Origin of the sequence: Alkanindiges hydrocarboniclasticus (assembly GCF_001982605.1) — a bacterium.
Taxonomy (GTDB): Bacteria; Pseudomonadota; Gammaproteobacteria; order Pseudomonadales; family Moraxellaceae; genus Alkanindiges; species Alkanindiges hydrocarboniclasticus.
Genome location: NZ_MLCN01000013.1, coordinates 133,245 through 155,493, shown reverse-complemented (window position 1 = coordinate 155,493; position 22,249 = coordinate 133,245). Strand labels below are relative to the sequence as shown.

The 22,249-nt window shown below is 46.4% G+C and carries 22 protein-coding genes; 12 read left to right on the top strand and 10 right to left on the bottom strand.

What is annotated here, in order from left to right; translation table 11 throughout:
- On the bottom strand, positions 1-747 hold a 747-nt coding region (locus BKE30_RS15730; protein ID WP_143253662.1), incomplete at its 3' end, for an acyltransferase family protein.
- A gap of 113 nt (positions 748-860) precedes the next feature.
- Here BKE30_RS15730 and BKE30_RS06030 point away from each other — a divergent pair.
- On the top strand, positions 861-1,136 hold the full coding sequence (locus BKE30_RS06030) for a peptidylprolyl isomerase (protein WP_076877694.1): 276 nt from the start codon (positions 861-863) through the stop codon (positions 1,134-1,136).
- Between the two features lie 87 nt (positions 1,137-1,223).
- Here BKE30_RS06030 and BKE30_RS06025 read toward each other — a convergent pair whose 3' ends face one another.
- Positions 1,224-1,412 carry a hypothetical protein gene (locus BKE30_RS06025; protein WP_076877693.1) on the bottom strand — a complete coding sequence of 63 codons (189 nt, stop codon included), beginning with the start codon at positions 1,410-1,412 and terminating at the stop codon, positions 1,224-1,226.
- 193 nt (positions 1,413-1,605) lie between these two features.
- On the opposite strand from BKE30_RS06025, the gene BKE30_RS06020 reads away from it, so the two are divergent.
- Positions 1,606-2,604, top strand: a complete 999-nt coding sequence (locus BKE30_RS06020; protein ID WP_076877692.1) for an LLM class flavin-dependent oxidoreductase — start codon at positions 1,606-1,608, stop codon at positions 2,602-2,604.
- An 84-nt stretch (positions 2,605-2,688) separates the two neighbouring features.
- Here the strand turns inward: BKE30_RS06020 and argA are convergent, their stop codons facing one another.
- The 5 genes from argA to ubiG all read right to left on the bottom strand — a co-directional run bounded on the left by argA (position 2,689) and on the right by ubiG (position 7,956).
- Positions 2,689-4,035, bottom strand: a complete 1,347-nt coding sequence (argA, locus tag BKE30_RS06015; RefSeq protein ID WP_076877691.1) for an amino-acid N-acetyltransferase — start codon at positions 4,033-4,035, stop codon at positions 2,689-2,691.
- A gap of 195 nt (positions 4,036-4,230) precedes the next feature.
- Positions 4,231-5,397, bottom strand: coding sequence for an acetylornithine deacetylase (gene argE / locus BKE30_RS06005; RefSeq protein WP_076877689.1), 1,167 nt, complete (start codon positions 5,395-5,397; stop codon positions 4,231-4,233).
- Between the two features lie 222 nt (positions 5,398-5,619).
- Positions 5,620-6,390 carry a YciK family oxidoreductase gene (locus BKE30_RS06000; RefSeq protein ID WP_076877688.1) on the bottom strand — a complete coding sequence of 257 codons (771 nt, stop codon included), beginning with the start codon at positions 6,388-6,390 and terminating at the stop codon, positions 5,620-5,622.
- Positions 6,391-6,501: 111 nt separating this feature from the next.
- A complete protein-coding gene (locus BKE30_RS05995) occupies positions 6,502-7,191 on the bottom strand; it encodes an HAD family hydrolase (RefSeq protein WP_076877709.1) in 690 nt (229 codons plus the stop codon).
- An 18-nt stretch (positions 7,192-7,209) separates the two neighbouring features.
- A complete protein-coding gene (gene ubiG, locus BKE30_RS05990) occupies positions 7,210-7,956 on the bottom strand; it encodes a bifunctional 2-polyprenyl-6-hydroxyphenol methylase/3-demethylubiquinol 3-O-methyltransferase UbiG (RefSeq protein ID WP_076877708.1) in 747 nt (248 codons plus the stop codon).
- Between the two features lie 230 nt (positions 7,957-8,186).
- Between ubiG and BKE30_RS05985 the strand changes: the two genes are divergently transcribed.
- A complete protein-coding gene (locus tag BKE30_RS05985) occupies positions 8,187-8,831 on the top strand; it encodes a thiol:disulfide interchange protein DsbA/DsbL (protein WP_076877687.1) in 645 nt (214 codons plus the stop codon).
- A gap of 82 nt (positions 8,832-8,913) precedes the next feature.
- Here BKE30_RS05985 and BKE30_RS05980 read toward each other — a convergent pair whose 3' ends face one another.
- The gene (locus BKE30_RS05980; RefSeq protein WP_076877686.1) at positions 8,914-9,570 is read right to left on the bottom strand and encodes a TetR family transcriptional regulator; all 657 of its coding nucleotides are present in this window, start codon (positions 9,568-9,570) and stop codon (positions 8,914-8,916) included.
- A 189-nt stretch (positions 9,571-9,759) separates the two neighbouring features.
- Here BKE30_RS05980 and BKE30_RS05975 point away from each other — a divergent pair, with 189 nt between their 5' ends.
- The 4 genes from BKE30_RS05975 to BKE30_RS05960 all read left to right on the top strand — a co-directional run bounded on the left by BKE30_RS05975 (position 9,760) and on the right by BKE30_RS05960 (position 14,401).
- Positions 9,760-10,803 (top strand): ferredoxin reductase, encoded by a 1,044-nt coding sequence (locus BKE30_RS05975; RefSeq protein ID WP_227518355.1) that lies wholly within the window; start codon positions 9,760-9,762, stop codon positions 10,801-10,803.
- A gap of 39 nt (positions 10,804-10,842) precedes the next feature.
- Positions 10,843-12,003, top strand: a complete 1,161-nt coding sequence (locus tag BKE30_RS05970; RefSeq protein ID WP_076877685.1) for a fatty acid desaturase family protein — start codon at positions 10,843-10,845, stop codon at positions 12,001-12,003.
- A gap of 258 nt (positions 12,004-12,261) precedes the next feature.
- Positions 12,262-12,978 carry a ribonuclease PH gene (gene rph / locus BKE30_RS05965; protein WP_076877684.1) on the top strand — a complete coding sequence of 239 codons (717 nt, stop codon included), beginning with the start codon at positions 12,262-12,264 and terminating at the stop codon, positions 12,976-12,978.
- 271 nt (positions 12,979-13,249) lie between these two features.
- Positions 13,250-14,401: a PQQ-dependent sugar dehydrogenase gene (locus tag BKE30_RS05960; protein ID WP_198938047.1), complete on the top strand. Its 1,152-nt coding sequence runs from the start codon at positions 13,250-13,252 to the stop codon at positions 14,399-14,401.
- An 81-nt stretch (positions 14,402-14,482) separates the two neighbouring features.
- On the opposite strand, the gene BKE30_RS05955 is transcribed toward BKE30_RS05960, so the two are convergent.
- A complete protein-coding gene (locus tag BKE30_RS05955; RefSeq protein ID WP_076877683.1) occupies positions 14,483-15,115 on the bottom strand; it encodes a hypothetical protein in 633 nt (210 codons plus the stop codon).
- Positions 15,116-15,192: 77 nt separating this feature from the next.
- Between BKE30_RS05955 and BKE30_RS05950 the strand changes: the two genes are divergently transcribed.
- Genes BKE30_RS05950 through BKE30_RS16590 form a run of 4 tightly spaced genes read left to right on the top strand, consistent with a single transcriptional unit; the run spans position 15,193 to position 18,418 of the window.
- On the top strand, positions 15,193-15,636 hold the full coding sequence (locus BKE30_RS05950; protein WP_076877682.1) for a DUF2345 domain-containing protein: 444 nt from the start codon (positions 15,193-15,195) through the stop codon (positions 15,634-15,636).
- A 24-nt stretch (positions 15,637-15,660) separates the two neighbouring features.
- Positions 15,661-17,187: a hypothetical protein gene (locus BKE30_RS05945; RefSeq protein WP_076877681.1), complete on the top strand. Its 1,527-nt coding sequence runs from the start codon at positions 15,661-15,663 to the stop codon at positions 17,185-17,187.
- A 10-nt stretch (positions 17,188-17,197) separates the two neighbouring features.
- Positions 17,198-18,148 carry a hypothetical protein gene (locus BKE30_RS05940; RefSeq protein WP_076877680.1) on the top strand — a complete coding sequence of 317 codons (951 nt, stop codon included), beginning with the start codon at positions 17,198-17,200 and terminating at the stop codon, positions 18,146-18,148.
- A gap of 39 nt (positions 18,149-18,187) precedes the next feature.
- The gene (locus tag BKE30_RS16590; RefSeq protein ID WP_406564670.1) at positions 18,188-18,418 is read left to right on the top strand and encodes a haloacid dehalogenase-like hydrolase; all 231 of its coding nucleotides are present in this window, start codon (positions 18,188-18,190) and stop codon (positions 18,416-18,418) included.
- A 309-nt stretch (positions 18,419-18,727) separates the two neighbouring features.
- Here BKE30_RS16590 and nadC read toward each other — a convergent pair whose 3' ends face one another.
- Positions 18,728-19,570 carry a carboxylating nicotinate-nucleotide diphosphorylase gene (gene nadC, locus BKE30_RS05930; RefSeq protein ID WP_076877679.1) on the bottom strand — a complete coding sequence of 281 codons (843 nt, stop codon included), beginning with the start codon at positions 19,568-19,570 and terminating at the stop codon, positions 18,728-18,730.
- 157 nt (positions 19,571-19,727) lie between these two features.
- Here nadC and BKE30_RS05925 point away from each other — a divergent pair, with 157 nt between their 5' ends.
- A complete protein-coding gene (locus BKE30_RS05925; RefSeq protein WP_083698452.1) occupies positions 19,728-22,094 on the top strand; it encodes a DUF1631 family protein in 2,367 nt (788 codons plus the stop codon).
- The last annotated feature ends 155 nt before the right edge of the window (positions 22,095-22,249 follow it).

Genomic DNA, 22,249 nt, shown 5'->3' with positions numbered 1-22,249 from the left:
ATAATAAAAAATAAAAAAAAAAAAATAAAAAATAAAAAATAAAAAATAAAAAATAAAAAATAAAAAATAAAAAATAAAAAATAAAAAATAAAAAATAAAAAATAAAAAATAAAAAATAAAAAATATAAGTATAACTAAGTTTAGGTTATTTTTGAAATATCTATGGTTGATAATAAGATAAATAGCTGGAAGTAAAAAGTAAAATCCCCATTCATACATAAGAGTCCACTGCGCGCCTGCCAAGATTTTAGTAGATTCAAAATTAACTAAATCGGTACCTCTAAAAGTTAACCAATTTATCAGCCATACCAATATTTGAGATATATTTACAGAGGAATTGCTAATATTCCAGATAGTAATCATAAAAACAATAAAAGTTAAGAAATAATACAATGGCACTATTCGTTTAATTCTCGATTTATATAAAGAAATAAAATTTAAATTCTGAGATGAAATAATTTTATTAAAAAACAGATAACCAGTTATCATAAAAAATATTGAAACAGGAATTGCGCCAAGATTATTTAATAATTCACTTTCGGGTTTAACCCAAAGACCAGTATTTTTCCAGCTATAAGTAATATAAAAATGATGAGCTACTACTAAGCTCGCTAGAATTCCTCTTAAGGCATCTAAGTTTGAATTTCTACTAATAATTTCAGAAGGAAGGGTGCAATATTTGGTAGAAATGACTGAAATCAAATAAATACATATAATTATTAATGAAGTATAAGAAATGAGAAACATACATCAATCACAGAAAAAAATATGGCTAATCCTACAGACTTGATAAAAAAATTCTATGTTTTTTAGACAAATCTAATAGAATTTATATCATCTAATGATAGTAATAACTTTCCATGCCCGCTATCGTCCGTCACATCCTTGTCAAAACCCGCGAACAGGCCGAACAGCTAAAAGCGCAACTGGCCAATGGCGCAGACTTTGCCAAACTCGCCAAACAGCATTCCACCTGCAATTCGGCCAAAAAAGGCGGTGAACTGGGTGAAGTGAAAAAAGGCCAACTGGTGAAGCCAATAGATAGTGTGGTATTTAGCAAAGCCGAAAAAGTCGTGCATGGCCCGATTAAAAGCCAGTTTGGTTTTCATCTGGTGGAAATCAAGTTTCGCTTCTAAAACCAATGCCGCTTATTTTATTTTTAATGGATAAAAACAAAAAAGCATGAGAACAATCCCATGCTTAGTCATTTTGATTACAACGAACTATCGACGTGATTGCTGATAATTGTTGTGGTTGGTTTGACCACCCTCTGGGCCAAGACCGGAATTGCGGTTCTGGCGGGTACTCTGGTTGCGGTTGTCCTGACTGTTGCCGCCGCTATCCTGCACCAACTGGCCATCGACCTGTTTAACATTGTGTCCACCGGCAGGCTGGTTTTGTTTGTGAGACATCGTGTACCTCCATGCGCTGAGTTAATCATTTTACCCTAAAGCAAACTGCTGCTGCTGGGTGTTAAGAAATGCTGTGTTTTTAATGTTTATGTAATTGCAGGCTGCATGCTAACGAAAACCCGCTACACTTTGGACAATACTTTTTCAGCCTTACATTCAGGGCTGTTATCCATGGCTATCTTGAGGAGTGCTCATGTCGGTTTTGTCATCCTGCAACTATTCGATTCTGGATCTGGCGCCCGTTCGCGATGACAGCGATGTAGCCACTGCCCTTAAAAATTCACTGGCACTGGCGCAGCATGCTGAACAGCTGGGCTATACCCGCTTTTGGGTGGCGGAACATCACAACATGGATGGTATTGCCAGTTCGGCAACTGCTGTGTTAATTGGCTATCTGGCGGCAAACACCCAGTCCATTCGCGTGGGTTCCGGTGGGGTGATGCTACCCAATCATTCGCCGCTGGTGGTGGCCGAGCAATTTGGTACGCTGGCGACCCTATACCCTAACCGGATTGATCTGGGACTGGGGCGTGCGCCCGGTGCCGATCAGCATACCGCTCGTGCCTTGCGCCGCAATCATTTAGAGTCGGCCGAAGAGTTTCCGGAAGATGTGAGCATGATCCAAACCCTGCTGGGCGATATCCAGTCTGACCAGCGTATCAAGGCCGTGCCGGGGCAGGGCACGCATGTTCCCATCTGGTTGCTGGGTTCCAGTCTGTTTAGTGCGCAACTGGCCGCAGCACGGGGCTTACCGTATGCCTTTGCCTCACATTTTGCCCCGCGTTTTATGATGGATGCCATTCAGCTGTACCGGGAAAATTTCAAGCCGTCTGCTGTGCTGGACAAGCCGTATGTGATGCTGGGTGTACCGCTGATTGCAGCCGATACCGATGAACAAGCCGATTACTTGGCCACTAGTTTGTACCAGCGTATCTTAAACCTGATGCAGGGCAAGAGCATTAAAAGCCAGCCACCAACCCGGCAGATGCGTGAATTAAATCCGCATGAGCAAGCCAGCCTGAACAGCTTTTTGGGCATGGCTGCCATTGGCGGGCCAGAAAAAATTAAACAGCGCCTCACTGATATCGTGCAGCAAACCCAAGCGGATGAGCTGATCTTTACTGGCGATTTATATGAGTTTAAAGATCGGTTAAGAAGCTTTGAAATCGTGGCTGAATTGTTCAAGCCATAAAACTTGATGCCTATAAAAAAGCCACGCTTGGGTTAAAAGCGTGGCTTTTTTATTTCTATAATCCAGCAATTTTTAAGGCAAAGGTTAAATTACCTTTTTAAAGATTTTGGAATTACGCTGGTAGTTGTATAGCGCTTGCCGGGCATTCGGCAATGCTTCAACGGGTGCAGGTTCAAAGCCCTGTTCAATAAACCAGTGCGCGGTGCGGGTGGTTAGCACAAACAAATCATGAATGCCCTTGCTGCGTGCCTTGGCTTCCAGATAATCCAGTAACTCGGCACCGCGGTTGCCGCTACGGTAATTGGGATGCACGGCCACACAGGCAATTTCAGCCGCGTGAACTTCTGCACCTGTGGTCGGAATCGGGTACATCGCCGCACAGCCGACAATCATGCCATCGCGTTCAATCACTGCAAACTTGTCAATTTCGGTTTCCAGCCGTTCCCGTGAGCGATACACCAGAATGCCTTCTTCTTCTAGCGGGCGCAGCAGTTCAATCAGCCCAACCACGTCGTCAATATCAGCGGTACGGATTTCTTCATACGGATCATGGCTGATGAGCGTGCCAGAACCATCACGGGTAAATAGCTCTTGCAACAGTGCGCCATCCCGCGCGTAGGAAATGATATGCACGCGGCGCACGCCACCGCGGCAGGCATCGGCAGCGCCTTTCATGTGCAGTAGCAGTTCGCTGTCCAGCGGCTTGTTACGCAGGTATTGTTCCACTTCATTGGGGATGAGTTCGCGCAGCAGGCGGTCATCATCATCGCTAATGCCTTCTTTTTCACCTAGAAAAATCAGCTTGTCGGCTTTGAGTGCAATGGCGGTTTTAACAGCCACTTCTTCACCCAGCAGGTTAAACACTTCACCGGTAGTGGAATAACCGGTTGGCCCCAGTACAATGATATTGCGGTTGGCCAGACTTTTTTGCAGGGCATCCACATCCACCGAACGCACTTCACCAGTCAACTGGTAGTCCACGCCGTCACGCACGCCATAGGGACGCGCCGTGACAAAGTTACCGGATACGGCATCAATGCGTGCGCCATACATGGGCGAGTTGGCCAGACCCATCGACAGCAGCGCTTCAATTTCCAGACGAATGGAACCCACGGCATCCAGTACGCAGCGTAAGGCTTCACGGGTAGTAATGCGCAAGTCGTTGTGAAACGGGGTTTCCAGATTATATTCAATCAGGTTTTCATTGATTTGCGGGCGTGCACCATGTACTAGAATCAGGCGAATACCCAGTGAGTGCAGCAGGGCAATATCATGGATAATATTGCGGAAGTTCTCATGGTTGACCGCTTCACCGCCAAACATCAGCACAAAAGTTTTGTCGCGATGGGCATTGATATAAGGCGCAGAATTACGGAACCAGTGAACATATTGTTCGGTCATGGTGTCTGGACACAAAAATTCGTCTGTCATGGCAAGTGTGGTCTACCTGTTAAGTCCGGCAAATTCTCTCGCAAGATTTGCTATAAAAAGGGCTGCATCAGGGCAGCAGTCAAGCCGCATGTGTTTCATTTTTTCCAGTGACGGCACGCGGGTGAGAGAACATCACCCACATGGCAAGTTCACACAAAAAAGGGATAACACGTTATATAACGAACCTGGCAGATTTTAAAGCCGGGCATGTCCCTGAACGCAATAGTAATGAATCAACTGGTTTAATAATAACAGCATGGGTGAAATATTTTTAATCTCAAGGTATTCATCCGGTTGGTGCGCCTGTTCAATATTGCCCGGCCCCAGAATCACGGTGTCCATGTTTTGTGCCCGAAAATAGGGGGCTTCAGTGCCAAATGACACTGCACCTGCCGTTTCACCCAGCAGGCCTTCAATTTTTTGCACAAACGGCGAATCTGCCGGGGTTTCGGCAGCCCCGGAACCTGCCGTGGCCGGTTCATACAGCATGCTCACACCAAATTGCTGTTCAATACCGTTCAGCAACTGGCGGATATCGGCCCGGATACTTTCAATGTCCATACCCGGCAATGGCCGCACGTCAAACTGCAATTCACACAGGCCGCAAATGCGGTTGGGGTTGTCCCCGCCATGAATGCAACCCAGATTTAAAGTGGGGTAAGGCACTGGAAATAAGGGTTGCTGGATTTTTTTTAAGCTGGTGCGAAATTGCTGCAAGCGGCTAACCACTTCATGCATGGCATCAATGGCATTACGGCCCAGCTCAGGGTCACTGGAATGCCCTGATTTGCCGGTAATCACGACACGTTCCAGCATCACGCCCTTGTGCAGGCGTGCGGGTTTCAGGTTGGTTGGTTCACCAATCAGCACAAAACGCCCCTGTCCCTTGGACTGTTCCATTAGGGCACGGGCACCTGCCATTGAGGTTTCTTCATCGCAGGTGGCAATCACAATCAGCGGTGCACGAAATGGCGTTTTGGCATAATTGGCCACCGCATCCAGAATTAAGGCAAAAAAGCCTTTCATGTCGGCCATGCCAAGCCCGTACAGCTTGCCATCACGCTCAGTCATTTTAAACGGGTCGTTATGCCACAGGTTCTGATCAAACGGCACCGTGTCGGAATGGCCAGCCAGTACCAGTCCGCCGCGTGCTTGTGGGTCAGTCCCGGCACGCACAGCAATCAGGTTGGCCTTGCCGGGTGCAACTGGCATGATTTCACAGGCAAAACCGGCAGTTTCAAACCAGTTAGCCAGCGTGTCAATAACAGGCACATTGGACATGTCCTGTTCCGCCATGGTACAGGAAATACTGGGAAGGGCGGTTAGTTCGGCCAGTTGCTGGCGCAAACGCGGTTTGATCATACGGGCTGGATATCCTTGCAATTACGGGTCATGAACACTTTGGTCATTCACAGATTAACGCTTAAAAAAATAGCTGGTCATGGATTAGCCACTAATCAGTACTGATCAGTCTGCGTTAATCCATCACAAGGCTAAAGTTTTAACATGTTTTGCCTGCATTGTGAAAAAAACACCCTACAAAACCCTAAATGGGTGGCCATGGCTGCTGGCTTAAAATGCTATTCAGGGCTGCTGGGCATCCATTGATTCTCCGGTAATACCATGGCTATCCGGCCCCATCAGGTACAGGTAAGCCGGCATGATATTGTCCGGGGTGGCCAGTGTTTGCGGGTTTTCATTCGGATAAGCATCGGCCCGCATGCTGGTACGGGTAGCACCGGGATTAATACAGTTAAAGCGGATTGCCCCGCTATTGGCAAACTCTGCTGCAAAAATCTTGCTTAGGGCTTCTACACCAAATTTGGACACGCTATAGGCACCCCACTGGGCACGCGCAGTGCGGCCTACACCACTGGTGGTAAATATCACGCTGGCATCCTGAGACTGTTTAAGCAAAGGCAACAGAAACTGGGTCAGTAAAAACGGGGCACGCAGGTTAACATTCATCACCTCATCCCAGGTTTGTACGTCGTACTGTTCCAGTGCAACGCGATGCCCCAGAATCCCGGCATTGTGCAAAATGCCATCCAGACGGCCAAACTGGTTTTGTAAGGTCGTAAAAAGCTGCGAGTATTCCAGCTCTGAAGCACTGGACAAATGCAGTGGTAAAATGGCGGGCTTGGCACCGCCAGCCTGTTCAATCTGGTCGTACACTGCTTCCAGCTTGGAAATGGTACGGCCATGCAATACCACGGTAGCACCGTGGCGGGCGTAGGTGAGAGCAGCACTTTTGCCAATGCCATCCCCGGCTCCCGTAACCAGAATAACCCGGTTTTTCAGTAAATCGGTACGGGGCTGGTACTGTTTTAGATCAATCTGTTTTAAGTCAATCATAGCTTCCTCTTATTTATTCATTAATAATTATTGAAAGGGATCAACAGCCTATGCGCTGGCAATACAAGAGCAATGGTTTATTCGCCTTGTGGTTAAATTCTATAATGCAGGTTAGCCCTGCTCTGTGAGCAAATGGTGAGTGCTCTGATGAATTAATTCAATCAATTCATCAACATTGTAGACAATGTGATCGGCATGCCATGCGTCAAGATCATCCCTGTGATCAGGTGGTAAATAGCCATACGCTGCCAACACCGTGGGCATACCCGCTGCACGTCCGGCATCAATGTCACGCGGGTGGTCGCCCACATACACAATCTGCCCGGGGGGCAAGTCCAACTGGCTGGCTGCCAGTAGCATTGGCTCGGGATCAGGCTTGGTGCGGGTTACATCATCAGGGCATACCAGCACCTGACAGCGTTCAGTCAGGTTCAGGGCTGCCAGCAATAATTCACTCAGGCTACGGGGCTTGTTGGTAACAATTCCCCACGGCAGTCCCAGTTCTTCCAGCGTACTCAGCAATGCTTCCATCTGGGGAAACAGGCAGGTGTCCACAGCAATATTCTGGGCATAAATCTCTAAAAACTGCTGGCGCATTTGCAGCAGTTCCGGGCTGTTCATTTCAAGGTCGGGATAAATCAGGTTAACCATGGCCCGCGCGCCTTCAGAAACCTGTGCACGGATCAGGTCATCTGTCGGAACCTGAATTTGAGCCTGCTCACACATCAGGCCAATAATGCGGATAAAATCTGGTGCGGTATCAATTAAAGTGCCATCAAGGTCAAACAGCACGGCACGCAGTGGTTGTTGCAGTGTCATTTAAACAGGCCTCCGCGTATGTACCATATAGTTGACATCCACATTGGGGGCCAGCCAGTAGTACTTGGTTAGCGGGTTGTAGTGCAGGCCAATGATGTGGTCGTAGCTCAAGCCTGCCTGACGGATATAGGACGCCAGTTCGGACGGGCGAATAAACTTTTTAAAGTCATGCGTGCCACGTGGCAGCAGGCGCAGTACATATTCAGCGCCAATAATGGCAAACAGATAAGCCTTGGGATTGCGGTTAATGGTGGAAAAAAACACATGGCCACCCGGCTTGACCAGATCAAAACAGGCTTGCACCACCGCCGCTGGATCGGGCACATGCTCCAGCATTTCCATGCAGGTCACAATGTCGTATTGCCCGGCTTGCTCGGCGGCCAGTTGCTCTACCGGCACACGGCGATAATTGATATTGGTGACATTGTCCTGCTCGGCATGCAGCTTGGCTACGGCCAGCGGTGCTTCAGCCATGTCAATGCCCAGCACCTCGGCACCGCGGCGTGCCATGGATTCGGCCAGAATGCCGCCACCACAGCCGACATCGACAATCTTCTTGCCACTGATGCCACCACTGTGGTCGCTAATCCAGTTCAGGCGCAGCGGATTAATCTGGTGCAGTGGATAAAACTCGGAGTTGGGCGTGGTATCCCACCATTTGGCAGCCAGTGCATCAAATTTGGCAATTTCCTGAGTATCTACATTGGCAGATGGCCCGTGTGTAGAGGACCCGTGTGTAGAAGACATGGTCGCAACATCCCAAAAAGTTGATTTAAAGTGTTTTTGCAGGGCACCTGAGCATGAACCAGAAGTTTTTGGCACTCGATTGCCTGACCTGATTGTAAACCAGCATAATGTTTAACATTGAATAAAAACAGTGACTTTGTGCAAAACTTCACAGAATCCACATATACTATCCCACAAGATGTTTTACCATTGACTAAAATTTTTATACAGGCACAGGAAGTATTATCAAGATGAAACATTTGGTTTTAAGTGCAATGACCGCATCTGTAATGGCCATGTCTGGTTTGGCCATGGCGTCTGAACCGTTTGTGGCTGGCAAGGATTATACCGTGATTGCCAATCCGGGCAAGGTTGACAAACCGGGTATGATTGAAGTGCGTGAGTTCTTCTGGTACGGCTGCCCGCATTGCTACATTCTGGAACCTCATGTTGCATCCTGGCTTGCCAAAAAACCAGCCAATGTAAACTTTGTGCGCTCGCCGGCAGCCATGAACCCGGTGTGGGAACAAAATGCCCGTGGCTATTATGCGGTTGACCTGATGGGAATGACCAATAAAGTCCACAAGCCATTGTTTGATGCCATTCACCAGAAAAACCAGCGCCTGTTTGACCAGAAATCGCTGGCTAATTTCTATAAAGGCTATGGCGTCGACAGCAACAAGTTTAATGCCATGTTCAACTCATTTGCCGTGTCTGGCAAGGTAGCCCAGTCCAAGCAACTGGCACAGGCTTATCAGCTGGACGGTGTACCCGCCATGGTGGTTAACGGCAAGTATGTGGTAAAAGGCGAAAACCAGAAAGTCATTCAGGTGGTTAATTACCTGATTAACAAAGAGCGTGCGCTGGTGAAAAAACCGGCCCCTGCCAAAAAATAAAATGTGTTGTATAAAAAAAGCCTCAATTGTTTGAGGCTTTTTTTATGCACGGCTGTCTTGGCGCATAAGCTACAGGCCACATTCAGGATTGATCGCCTGCCTCACTATTCCAGTTGGAAATGCCGCGAAACATCAGTTGGGCCTGCTTGGTGGTATTTTGAATTAATTGCTCGCGCTGCTGTTCTAACGTGGCTGAATTATTTTTATCCGGCAGATTTAGCCAGGTCATTGCCCAGGAAAAAGACATGTTAATCAAGATCGATGACATGATTTGCAAGTCCTGCGTGGTACTCACATGTTCAAAAGCCGGCAGTTTTTTTAAATCTTCCGCCAGATCATCAATAAAAAAATGAATTTCACGGGCAATGGCATCGCGGATTACCGAGGAGCCGCCCCAGCGCTCACCAATTAAAAACAGCCAGTGGCGGGACGAGTGGTCAACCGCTGTAAAAAAGCGCTCTATGCTAAGCCGGGTTTTGGAACCTGCTTTAAGGCTGTAGCCTTCACGCAGGCTGCGTAGCAAATGATGCAGGCTAATGGACACCTGATCTACCAGATCATTGCCCAGCTCATCCATATCCTGAAAATGCCGGTAAAACGCAGTCGGCACCAGACCTGCTTCACGTGCCACTTCACGCAGGCTGATGGTGCTAAAGGAACGTCCAGAGGTGCTTAACGTCAGGGCCGCATCCAGCAGGGCTTGACGGCTTTGTTGCTTGCGTTCATCTCTGATCGACATTCATACAGACCAAAAAAACTGATAGGCAACAAGTTTAACAAAAAAATTAAACTTCTTTATAAAAATTCAGTGAACAGATGTTGACTGAAACGAAAAAAACGCTATATTAGTGTACATGTGTTCACAATACTAACAAGTGTTCACTGATTAGCAAACTGCCAAATATGTGAATACATCCAGAATACAAGCATGCAAGAGGGCCGCATCATGTTACAGACCAGCAATTATAAGCCACACTGGGTTCGCGAAGATTTCGTTGATTTTGTACTGGCCAAAGTAAATCCGATGTGGACCCTGCGTCGTACCATGGCCCGCATTGACAACATCGAGCCGATTGCCGATGGCATGATCAAGCTGACCTTAGCCACTAACAATAAATTTAGCCAGTACCAACCGGGCCAGTTTGTCATGGTAACTGTGCGTGTTGATGGCGTACAACACCAGCGTGCCTATAGTCTGGTGAGTTTTCCGGGCGATTCCAGCATTGTATTGGGCATTAAAAAACAGGGCCGTGTTTCTAACTATCTGGCCAACGATGCACGCGTGGGTGATGTCATTGAAATTACCCCGGCCATGGGCGAATTTACCTTAAAAAAACATGATCATCCGGTGTTACTGATTGCTGCCGGTAGCGGCATTACCCCCATGATTCCATTGGCCAAACAAGCCCTTGAACGCTCTAAGCTGCCGGTTACCCTGATTTATTATTCACGTAATCCGGCCTTCCGTGCCGAGCTGGAAGCACTGGCGGCCAAGCATGCGCATTTCAACCTGAACATTATTGTAGACAGTAATGAAAAACCGGCCTTTTTTGATGAAGAAACGCTGGATCAGTTGTGCGTTGATGCCAAGTACCGTGAAACGTATGTGTGTGCTGCACCCGGCTTGATGAAAGCCACCCGGCAGATCTGGCAAAAACGCGGCTGGAGTGCGCAACTCACGCAGGAAAGTTTTTTGCCAGTTACCGTGAGTGATGACGCTCAGGCCGTACCCGTAAATTTCCGCCGCAGCATGCAGGAATTTGAAGGCCGCGGTAACCTGCTGGCCAGCGCAGAAGCAGCGGGTTTAAAACCATCGTTTGGCTGCCGCATGGGCATTTGCAATACCTGCGTGTGTACCAAGGTGAGTGGTGCAGTGCGTAACCAGCTCACTGGCGAAATTAATGACCAGAACAATGTCCAGATTAAATTGTGTGTCAGCGAAGCGGTCAGTCCGGTTGAAATTGACCTGTAAGCCAGCCCTTCAATACATTAACAAATAGAGTAGAAGATTATGAATAGCATTAATTATGACGCTGTAAAAGCCGCAAAAAGCAAAAGCCGTGCATTGAGCTTTGACGAAATCCAGGAATTTGGCCGCAAGATTGAAGCCATCCGTCAGGACACCATGGCCAAGATTGGCAAAGAAGATTCTGACTATATTTACAAAGTACGTAATTTTGTGCGTTACACCGAAATTGCCTCACGCGGCATGCTGATGTTCGGTGGCTGGATTCCACCGGTGTGGTTGCTGGGTACTGCCATGCTGGGTGTATCCAAGATTGTTGAAAACATGGAACTGGGCCACAACGTGATGCATGGCCAGTTTGACTGGTTAAACGACCCCAGCTTAAATGGTGCCAACTACGACTGGGATACCATTTGTACCGGTGAAGACTGGAAATATACCCATAACTACATTCACCACACCTACACCAACGTGCTGGGCAAGGATCATGACATTGGTTACGGCGTGATGCGCATGACTCGTGGCCAGAAATGGGAACCGCGTTTCCTGTTTAATGTGCCAGTGGCTTTTGTCCTGTCCACAGGGTTTGAATGGTTGCTCAGCTTGCAGCGCATGGAATTTGAAAAAGTGCTGAGCGGTGAAAAAACCCTGAAGGACGTTTACCTGCAATCTGGCAACTGGCGTAAAAAAGCCCTGCGCCAGTTTGCCAAGGATTATGTGTTTTTCCCGGTGATTGCTGGCCCAATGTTCCTGCCAGTCATCGCGGGTAACTTCTTTGCCAATATTATTCGTAATTACTGGTCATCTGCGGTGATTTATTGCGGTCACTTCACCGAAGATGCCGAGATGATGGAAGACAACACAGCCAATGAAACCAAGGCCGAGTGGTACTTGCGCCAGATTCGTGGCTCAAGCAACTTTACGGGCGGCAAGATTATTCACTTCATGAGTGGTAACCTGAGCCACCAGATTGAACATCATTTGTTCCCGGATGTGCCAGCCAACCGCTATCAGGAAATGGCACCCAAAGTACGTGCAGTGTGCGAAGAATATGGCCAGAACTACAATTCAGCCAGCTTTGCCAAGCAGTTTGCCAGTGTGTGGGCGCGTTTGGCCGAGCACTCCCTGCCAGACCAGATGGTTGATAAGATCAAGGCCACCCGTAGCAAGCTGTCCTTAAAAAACCTGTTTGCCCGCGCTGCCTAAGCTACTGTAACAGTCGCGCTAATCCTGCAAAAAACCCTGCCGCCAGCTACTGGTTGCAGGTTTTTTTTATGACCGTGATGGTGTGCGTTAACGCTTACTAAGAGTGGCGCCGGTCATGTTCTGGCATAGGCTAAGGCTGCTATGAGATGCTGCTATGATCGGGGCATTGGGCTGTATCATTTTCTGTACAGGGTTATCTTCTTTTGATGTGCTGTTATAATGCGTCTCAAAATTCTCTGAGCAGCCAAGGAACTCCACATGCGCTTTGACCAACGCAGTAACGACCAATTAAGACCCGTGACGTTTACCCGTCAATACACCCGTTATGCTGAAGGCGCTGTACTGGTAGAGTTTGGCAATACCAAGGTGTTGTGTACTGCCAGCGTTGAAACCAGTGTGCCCCGCTTTTTAAAGGGTACCGGACAGGGCTGGATTACGGCTGAATACGGCATGCTGCCGCGTGCAACCCATACCCGTAATGACCGTGAAGCAGCACGTGGCAAGCAGTCTGGCCGCACCCAGGAAATCCAGCGCCTGATTGGCCGCAGCCTGCGTGCCATGGTTGACCTCAAAAAACTGGGTGAAAATACCATTACCATCGACTGTGATGTGTTGCAGGCCGATGGCGGTACCCGTACAGCGGCCATTACTGGCGGCGCTGTGGCACTGGTTGATGCGCTGGCGGCCCTGCAAGCGCAGAAAAAACTAAAGCACGATCCGCTCAAAGGACTGGTGGCGGCTATTTCTGTGGGCATGTATCAGGGTGAGGCCTTGCTGGACTTATGCTATGAAGAAGATTCCAAATGTGAAACTGACCTGAACGTGGTGATGACCCAGTCCGGTGAGTTTATTGAATTGCAGGGCACCGCAGAAACCAAGCCATTTAACCGTGCCCAGTGCAACCAGATGCTGGAACTGGCTGAAAAAGGCATTGCCGAGCTGATTCTGGCGCAGCAAAAAGCTTTAGGCTGGTAACTGCTGTCTTGATAAGTACTGTTTTTATCAGCGTTGTGTCAGGTTAAGTCTTAACCGGATATTAAAAAAGGCGAGAAATTTCTCGTCTTTTTTTATGCCGTAAAACTTTCAGGGCAGACCGTCACAAAATTCATGCACAGTGGTGGAAAAACTGTTTTATGGTCACTACATGAGATGTTGGTCTTAAATTTTTAATCTGAAGTAACCCTATAAAAACGGGTAGGCTGACCATATGGCGTTAAGCCACCTGACGGAGAAACCCATGCTCAATATGCTCAAGCAAATGACCTTAACCGGATTAATGGCTGGCCTGCTGACTGGTCTGACTGCCTGTAATAATTCTTCCAATAGTTCCGCTGCCCAACCTGCACCCGTAGCAGATGGTAAAACCACATTTAGCAGCCAGAAAGTGGCCCGGTTTAATGAACCATGGGCTATGACCTTTTTACCGGATGGTCGCTTGCTGATCACTGAAAAAAAAGGTCAGCTAAAGCTTTATGATATTAAAGCCGGAAAAAATGGCAGTATTGCTGGTGTACCAGAAGTGGCTTATGGCGGACAAGGTGGATTGGGCGATATTGTGCTACACCCGGATTTTGCCACTAACGGACTGGTGTATTTAAGCTATGCTGAAAGTGGCACAGGCGGTAAAGGGGCAGCGGTAGCACGCGCTAAGCTAGTGCTGGACAGCAATGGTGGCGGCCAGTTATCCAATGTACAGGTAATTTGGCGGCAAGTACCCAAAGTATCGGGAGATGGCCATTTTGGCCACCGCATTGCTTTTGATCAACAGGGCATGCTGTGGATTTCCTCTGGCGAGCGGCAAAAATTTGATCCGGCACAGGATATGAATAGCAATCTGGGCAAAATTATCCGGCTGAAGGATGATGGCAGTATCCCAGCCGATAATCCTTTTGCGAGCCAAGGCGGTGTGGCGGCGCAGGTATGGAGTCTGGGCCACCGTAATCCATTGGGGCTGGCCTTCAATGCCAAAGGTGAACTGTGGACAATTGAAATGGGGCCCAAGGGTGGGGATGAACTCAACCTCATTGAAAAAGCCCAGAACTATGGCTATCCACTGGTATCCAATGGCGATCATTATGATGGCAAGCCCATTCCTGACCATAATACCCGGCCAGAATTTAAGGCACCTGCCGTAAGCTGGTCACCGGTTATTTCACCCTCCGGCCTGATGTTTTATAGTGGCAGCCGGTTTCCGGCGTGGAAAAACAATGCCTTTACGGGTGGGTTATCCTCAGAAGCCTTAATCCGGATAGAGTTTAATGGCAACAGTGCCCGCGAGGCGGAACGCTTTGATATGGGTGCGCGTATCCGTGAAGTGGAGCAGGGGCCGGACGGTTCAATCTGGCTGCTGGAAGATGGGCCAAATGCCAATTTGCTACAGCTCATTCCCAAAAAATAGATAAATTGGCCACCTTGCCCAATAAGTATTCCTAAAACAGTATTGTTAAGCAGAATGGTTTAAAAGCACGTTGAAGCTGGCTTAAACAGCAGCTTCAATATGTTGCAAGAACTGCTGGGTTGGGGTTTGAAAATAAATATCAAAACTGGCACTAACCGTGGGGTCTGCCTGACTGAATTTATTGAAAATCATGGTAAGCGGCATTACATAATGATTAATCCACTTGCTCATAGAGCCACATTGCTGCGGACTGCATAAGTTTTGCTGCAACTGAATCAACTGCTGATAAATCGGATTGATATCTTCATTAAATACGAATAATTCTATGGTCATCGGGTCTACTGTATTAGCCGTAATACCTTCTGCAAACCTGCCTACCGTCTTTAAGCGGATACCCGAACTCGTAGTTTGAGAATAGAGCAGCCGGGTTTTTTTAAGTTGAGGATGCTCACCAATTTCCAGTTGCCTTAAATGACAGGCTTCACGCAATAATACAGGTAATTGCTCAGGATGATTAGTTTGTTGAAAAGACTTAAAAACTCGTTCAAGTACAAGGCTTTCGCCCGTCCCGGTCATTATGCTTTGCTGCCAGAAACGGATTTTTTGTAATGTATCAGCATGGCGTCTTTCATTAGCGTTGTTTTCAATGGTCATGCGATTGTCGGCAGCAATCACTACACTATCTTCAAGCTGGATTGCAACAATAAAAGTCATTTGGTAAAAATTCAAAGTTTGGTTAGAATGCGAATTAATTTGAATAATGCATCATAATTAAAGCAAAGGCCAATAAGATGAATCAGCAGTCAGCCTTGAGTAGTGTTGAGATTGCTACGCCGGTATTTAGTGCAGGCGGCTCACAAATCAGAATCAGTGCCCAAGGTATTGAAGTCATTACCAGTGGCAAATTTGAAGCCAAAGCTGGGCAACATCAGTTTTTGGGTGGTGAGAAGGCTGATATTAGCATACCTGTGCTACCGAAGTTTCAGAATAAAAACTGGATTGCTCTGGAGCATTTAGATGCGGATAATCAGTCTTTTGCCAATTTGAGTTATAAAATATTTTTTGAAAATAATCAGACCATAGAAGGCAAACTTGATCAGCAAGGCAAGGCTTATCATGAAAATGTGCCTGATGAAGCCATAAAAGTAGAATATGAGGAAAATACTACAATAAAAGATGAGCCTTGGGATACTTATGATTCTGTACTGGCTCAACTGAGTAATTTTGAAAAATAATACGAATAATGAAGTGATTACAAAATGACGGATTTTTTACCCTCAAAAAAAGACTTATTGAATGCATTGGCCTCTATTGCCGCACCTGTTAATAAAGCAATTCAAAAAGGTCAGGAAACCCTTGAAGATATTGCTGAATGGCTATGGGTAGTTATTCAGGGAGATTTTGCTGAGGAACAAAGCACTGCACAAATCGTCACAGGGACAGTTATTTCAATGATTCCCTTTGTGGATCAGATTTGTGATGTGCGGGATCTTTGTGCCAATTGCATGAAAATTAAGGAGGATGTGAACAATCCTTGGGTATGGGTTGGTTTAATCCTTACCTTAATTGGTTTATTTCCCGTTTTGGGTTCATTGTTTAAAGGCATTTTTAAAGTCATTTTGGCACCTGTGCGCCGTTTTATGCTGCGGCCTGCTACCAAAGCGCTTCAGTTTACAGGGGGCAATATTTATAAAATGGCTGAACCCGCCATTGAAAGCGGAATTACAGAGCTAAATAAATTTCTAGCCCGTCCAGCTGTTAAAAAAGCTATTAAAAGTAAAGGCATTACGAATATTTATAAATCCATTGCAACTAAAATTCGTGAAGTAAAAGCAGTTATTTCTACAAAAGAGTTGCTAAGTGTTTTTGACAAATTACTGGGTTATCTTAAGGAAACCGTTAATTTTATAGATAAATATGCCAGTCGCGGGGTGGGGATTAAAGCAAAAAACATGCTGAAAGACGTGGTTGAGATAAGAAATCTAGCCAATCAAAAGCTGGGTACATTTTTAAAACCAATACAAGATTTTTTGGAAAAGCTGGCAATCAGAATAGATAGGGAAAGTGATCAGGCTTTTAAAGCAACGACGAACGTGAGGAATTTGACGCAACTTAGAAGAGTTTCTGATGATGAAGAGTTAGAAGCTGTTCGTAAACAAAAGCCTGATTGGGTTCATAAGAAAGTTAAAAATCGCAAACTTCCTTTTGAGCAAGAAACAGTAGATCCCAAAACAGCTAATACACCATTACATCCTAGCTTAGGAAAGGTACAGTTCGCCTTGAGTAATGGACGTGCACATCCATTAACCGATGCATATAAAACTTTTGCTAAAGGAACTATTAAAGCTCAGGTATTTCATGAGAGGGAAGTCTTAGTCCGTGTTTTGGCACCAGGTAGTTTTGATAACAGTATTTGCTGGATGCGAAAGTCCGAGTTTTTAAAATTAAAAAGTCGTAAAGAATGGCGCGATAAATTTGCGGTTTGGTCAAGTTGGAATGCCAATGGGGAGTATCTGGAATATACAGTGCCTAGAGGAAAAAAGCTTTATGCATGGGAAGGACCGGCAGCCTCACAAGAGCGTGGAGAGTTTTATTTGGAAGGAGGTGGTACCCAAATTGTACTAGATCCTAATAATTTAATTTCATCCGGATTAAGCAAACGTAAGTTGACAGGTTGGGGACACGGTACAGATACAACGATTGGAGATTTTTCAGTGGTGGGTATTCCAGTTTTAAAAACTCAGTTGGGCAATTTTTCCTTAGCACCACGATTAGAGCATAAGTAAAGGTGAGAAAATGAATTATAGCATTAACCCAAAAGAAGCATATTTATTAGAACAATTTAGCTCCTTAACTTTTTTTGAAACCATGCGAAATAACCATCGCCTATTTTTAGATAGTTTAGAAGAGTTATTTGAAATTTACATGCATAACCTGCCCTATAACCTAAGAGATTTGCCCTTACCAGAACAGGCAGATATTCAATGGGGTGGAACTGTATTACCTAATTTTAGAAGAACAATGGACTATATAGATCAGTGTTATGCAAAAATAAAAGCAGGTGATTTTACTTATTTGGATTGCGTGGGTGATGTTAATTCTGATAGCAAAGGTTATAAAGAGTTTTCCCCTCATTGGATGGATAATCTACCTTATGACAAAGTAAAACAATGCTGGAAATATCATGAGTTAGCAGAAGATTATGCGTTTATTATTGGCAATACCTATCCTACATATTGGGATAAAGGCTTTTTGGATAAAGAATTTCCACATCTAGAACTATTTCATAATATTAATATTAAATTACCTGAGTCTTACCCAATTTATCGCGCTAATTCTGATATAAGGATTAAATCAGGAGAAAAAGTATTTAAAACTGGAATTTATGTCTGTAATGAAAATAATATAGGATTGGCTTTTATTGCTTCCAGTAGAGAGGTGGAAGATGCGGTAGCTCCTGAATATACTCGCCAGAATCCTGAGACGGGAGAAAATATGTATTTTGAAACTACTTGGATCCTTGTGGAAAGAATTGCCGATGAAGGTGGCTCTGCTGAAACATTTCAGATTGAAAATCTAAAAGGTTTTGGCGGAGAGATTTGTCCACACTCAGGCCATTGGTGGAGTCCTGCCAATCAATCCGAAAAACGTTATTTTGAGCAAGGCGAGGTTTTCCCTGAAATCTCCAATAATGCTTGGGGTAAAACTATTTGGTATCTCGAAGTGACCAATCAGATTAAAGATTAAGTAATTAGAAAATAATAAAAGGGCTAACTAGTTACCAATATCGCATTTTTTGATTTTGATGGCACTATCACGCAGAGCGATACATTTACACCGTTTATTTATACAGTGGTCGATCCCAAGCGACTCAGATGGGGCAAGCTAGTATTATTGCCTTATATCTTGGGATACAAACTGGGACTTTTATCAGGTTCAGTGATCAGGTCAAAAATCTTTAAAGTTGGATTTCAGGGAGCTGATGCTGCGCTGTTACGCAAAGCCGGCCTTGAGTAAAGGCATGGCATGCGTTGCATGGCATAGAATTAATTTGCAGCGAAACAGAAGAAAATAATGATGTGTTGACAGGGTTCTATAAGTTTAAAGACTATAGCGGCATCATCAAGAAATACAGAATACTTGGAAACAATGATCTCTCTGATTTTGAAGACGTCTATGTCTATGGTGATACCATTGAGGACAGGAAAATGCTGTCACTAGGCACCAAACAATTTTATCAATGGCGAGAAATAGGCAACAAATTTTTTGCCTAAAATACCCCGTAAACACAAGCTGGGCATTGCACCCAGCATGCTTATATTAAACTTACTTTACCAGACGCATGGATAAATCAATGGCTTTAACATCCTTGGTTAAAGCACCCATGGAAATATAATCCACACCAGTGGTCGCCACTTCACGCAGATTATGCTTGCCAATATTGCCTGAAGCTTCCAGTTTGCAGCGGCCAGCCACGTGTTTGACGGCATCCGTCATTTGCTGGTTGCTAAAGTTATCCAGCATTACAATATCAGCGCCAGCCATGAGTGCCTGATTCAATTCCTCAAAGGTTTCCACTTCCACTTCCACTGGCTTGCCGGGCGCAATCTGGTGCGCGGCTGCCACGGCCTGCACAATACCACCAGCGGCCATAATGTGGTTTTCCTTAATTAAAAACGCATCAAACAGGCCAATGCGATGATTTTGCCCGCCACCAACGGCTACGGCATATTTTTGTGCAATCCGCAGGCCAGGCAGGGTTTTGCGGGTATCCAGCAACTTGGTATGCAGGCCTTCAAGCAGCACCACATACTCAGCCACCTTGGTTGCCACAGCAGATAAAGTCTGGATAAAATTCAATGCCGGACGCTCGCCAGTCAGCAGGCTGCGCGCATTGCCTTCTAGCTCCAGAAAAGCATCATTGGCTTTAATATGGCTACCTTCGGCGTGCAGCCAGTTAAGCTTAACCGTTGGATCAAGTTGCTTAAATAAAGCGTTTACCCACGGCTGACCGGCCAGTACCATGTCTTCACGGGTAATGACGATAGCCCGCGCTTGTTCATGTTCGGGAATCAGGCAGGCGGTAATATCACCGGTGCCGATATCTTCATTTAAGGCCTGATTAATATTATGTGAAATCGCGCATGCAAGCAGCTCGGAAGAGATCATATCGCCAACCAGAATTTTGAGTAAACTAAGATAAAACAACAAATATTCATGTAAAATCGTGATCGATTATACATAATTCAACTGTTAAAAAACTCGCCAAGAATTGCCAAACAAGTATATAGTAAGCGTTCAAGGATCGATAACTGTATTAGTGTGTATGGCCATGAGTAGTCAAAATCAGATACCGAGCGGATCTGCAATATTGCTGCGCTTTAGTGACATATTGCGCCCTCAAGTGCTTGCATATTTTCAAACCAAATTTCAGTCTTTTCTTAATGAACTGCCTTCCTACCTGATGACAGCGTGTGAAGGAATCCCTGATGGCCAGCAGCAGGCCTATCTGGACATCATTGTATTATTGCGCCATCGCCGTGATGACATCAATGCCCGGGTTACAGGTTTGTTCAACGAAAAATGGCAGAATTTCCAGCAACTGGCGCATCCGCCCCAGGAGCAGGGCACGCCTGTGTCCGCGCTTTCAATGGATTCTATTGGGCTGGTTGGTTCTGACGAGCTGGAACTCAATGTGGTGATTGAAACCGTATCTACCCGTTTGCTGCATCAGGCGGATCAGGTCATTACCGATGCCTTTAATCGTTTAAGCGCGCTACTGCCAGCCCTCAAATACGCTGATCAATTGCCTTTTCATCCCAAGGTGTTATTGCATCTGGTGCCAGAGTGCTTTGGTGACAATAACCTGAGCACCCTGCAAAAAACGGTGTTGCTCAAGCAATTTTCAACCCTGCTGGACATGCGTGAAGTAGTAAGCATGGTGGGTCATGCACTGGAGCAGGCGGAAGTGCCCGTGCCAGTAGTGGCTGCCCGAGTGAGTGAAGACAGCAGCTTTGTTGAGGAAGAAGAACCTGATCTGGTGGATGTGCTGCGTGATATCCGCGACCTGAACCAGAAAAATGCCGGAGGTGGTTCGGCAGATGGCAAGGGGGGGAGTAATAGCAGCGGGCAAGTTACCGAATTAAATACCGATCCAAATTCCCCGCTATTGCAAACCACTACCACAGGCGGAATTGTGGTAGACCCGGCGCGTCTGGTGCAACAGGCTGCGCACTTTGCCCAGATTAGCCAGAGTGTGGCCAGTGTGCCGCTGATGCCGCAGAATATTTTTCCGCTAGCACAGGAACAACTGATTGCCACCACCGAGCTAATGACCCGCCTAAGCAAGTTGCAGGATATCCAGCCGCTTACGCCAGTAGCCGTAAATGCCGATATTCCATCAGTGGCTGAAGTCCGTGAACATATACGCGGCCAGTTGCAAAATGATGAAGATACGGTAGAAATGATTGGCCAGAAAGACACCGATATTATCAATCTGGTGTCGGCCATGTTTGACTATATTCTGGATGATCAGGACTTGCCCACCGCCATGAAGGCGCTGATTGGCCGCTTGCAGATTCCCATGCTGAAGGTGGCCTTGCTGGATGACCAGTTTTTCAAGACTGAAAAACATCCTGCTCGCCTGTTGCTGAACAGTCTGGCCAAGGCCGGGGTAGGCTGGGATGAAAAAGCGCAGGCTTCGGATATCCTGTACAAGAAAATTGAAGAAACCGTTTTTAAAATCCTTACCGATTTTAGCAGCGACATGGCCCTGTTTGTGCAGTTGCTGGCAGATTTTAACAAGTTTTATGAAGAACAGCAGGTACGTATTGCGCTGATAGACCAGCGTACCCGCGAGGCTGAGGAGCGCCGTGCCAAGGCAGAACTGGCGCGTAGTGAGGTGCAACTGGTACTCAACCAGAAGCTGACTGGACGCCGTTTGCCGATGGCAGTGATCCGCCTGTTACAGGAAGGCTGGCGTCATGTGCTGTATTTGTCTTTCCTGAAAGATGGCAAGGAAGCCGAATCATGGCGGCAGGCAGTGAAAGTGGTTGATGCGCTGATCTGGTCGATGATGCCGGTTAAGGAAGATGCCGCATGGCTGGAGCGTTTGAAAAGTGTGGCGCCCAAGCTCAGCAATAGTCTAAAAAAAGGACTGGTATCGGTTAATTTTGATCCGATCAAGTCTGAAAGCCTGCTGCGCGAAATTGAACGCGTGCATCAGGAAACTATTGATGGACTTGAAACTCCGGTGGTTGAAATCCTGACCGAAGATCAGGACGTTCGGGCTGACGGGGTAGACCGGATTTCAGTGGATCAGGCTGTTTCTGGTGCAGACAGCAATGTTAGAAGTGTGGTGTTGCCCAAGTCGGAACTGGTGGATTTGTATCAGGGCGAAACCCTGCCAGCCAGTGACAAATATGTGCAAATGGTCAAGCATCTCAAGGTTGGGGCATGGATTGAGTTTAGTGCCACCGACCAGCTGGAACGCCACAAGCTGGTGGCGCGCATCCGCAGTATGGAAAAACTGATTTTTGCCAACCGGCGTGGCATTAAAGTGGCTGAAATGTCACAAATGCATCTGGCTGTTGAGTTTAGTCAGGGTCGTGCCCGTCTGGTTGATGACCAGCCACAAATTATTGACCGTGCCCTGCAATCCGTGGTGGGCGGTCTTAACCAGCTAACCGCCTGATACCGGATGCAGTCCTTGATGCAGGGTGCTGCATGGTTCCAGTAATATTTGGCAATCATTTTATCGTTTCATTTTCACTGTTATTTTAATGATTGGGGTATTGCATCAATGGACACTAGCGCTGACCATGACGCATCTTTCTTTGCTACAGCAAC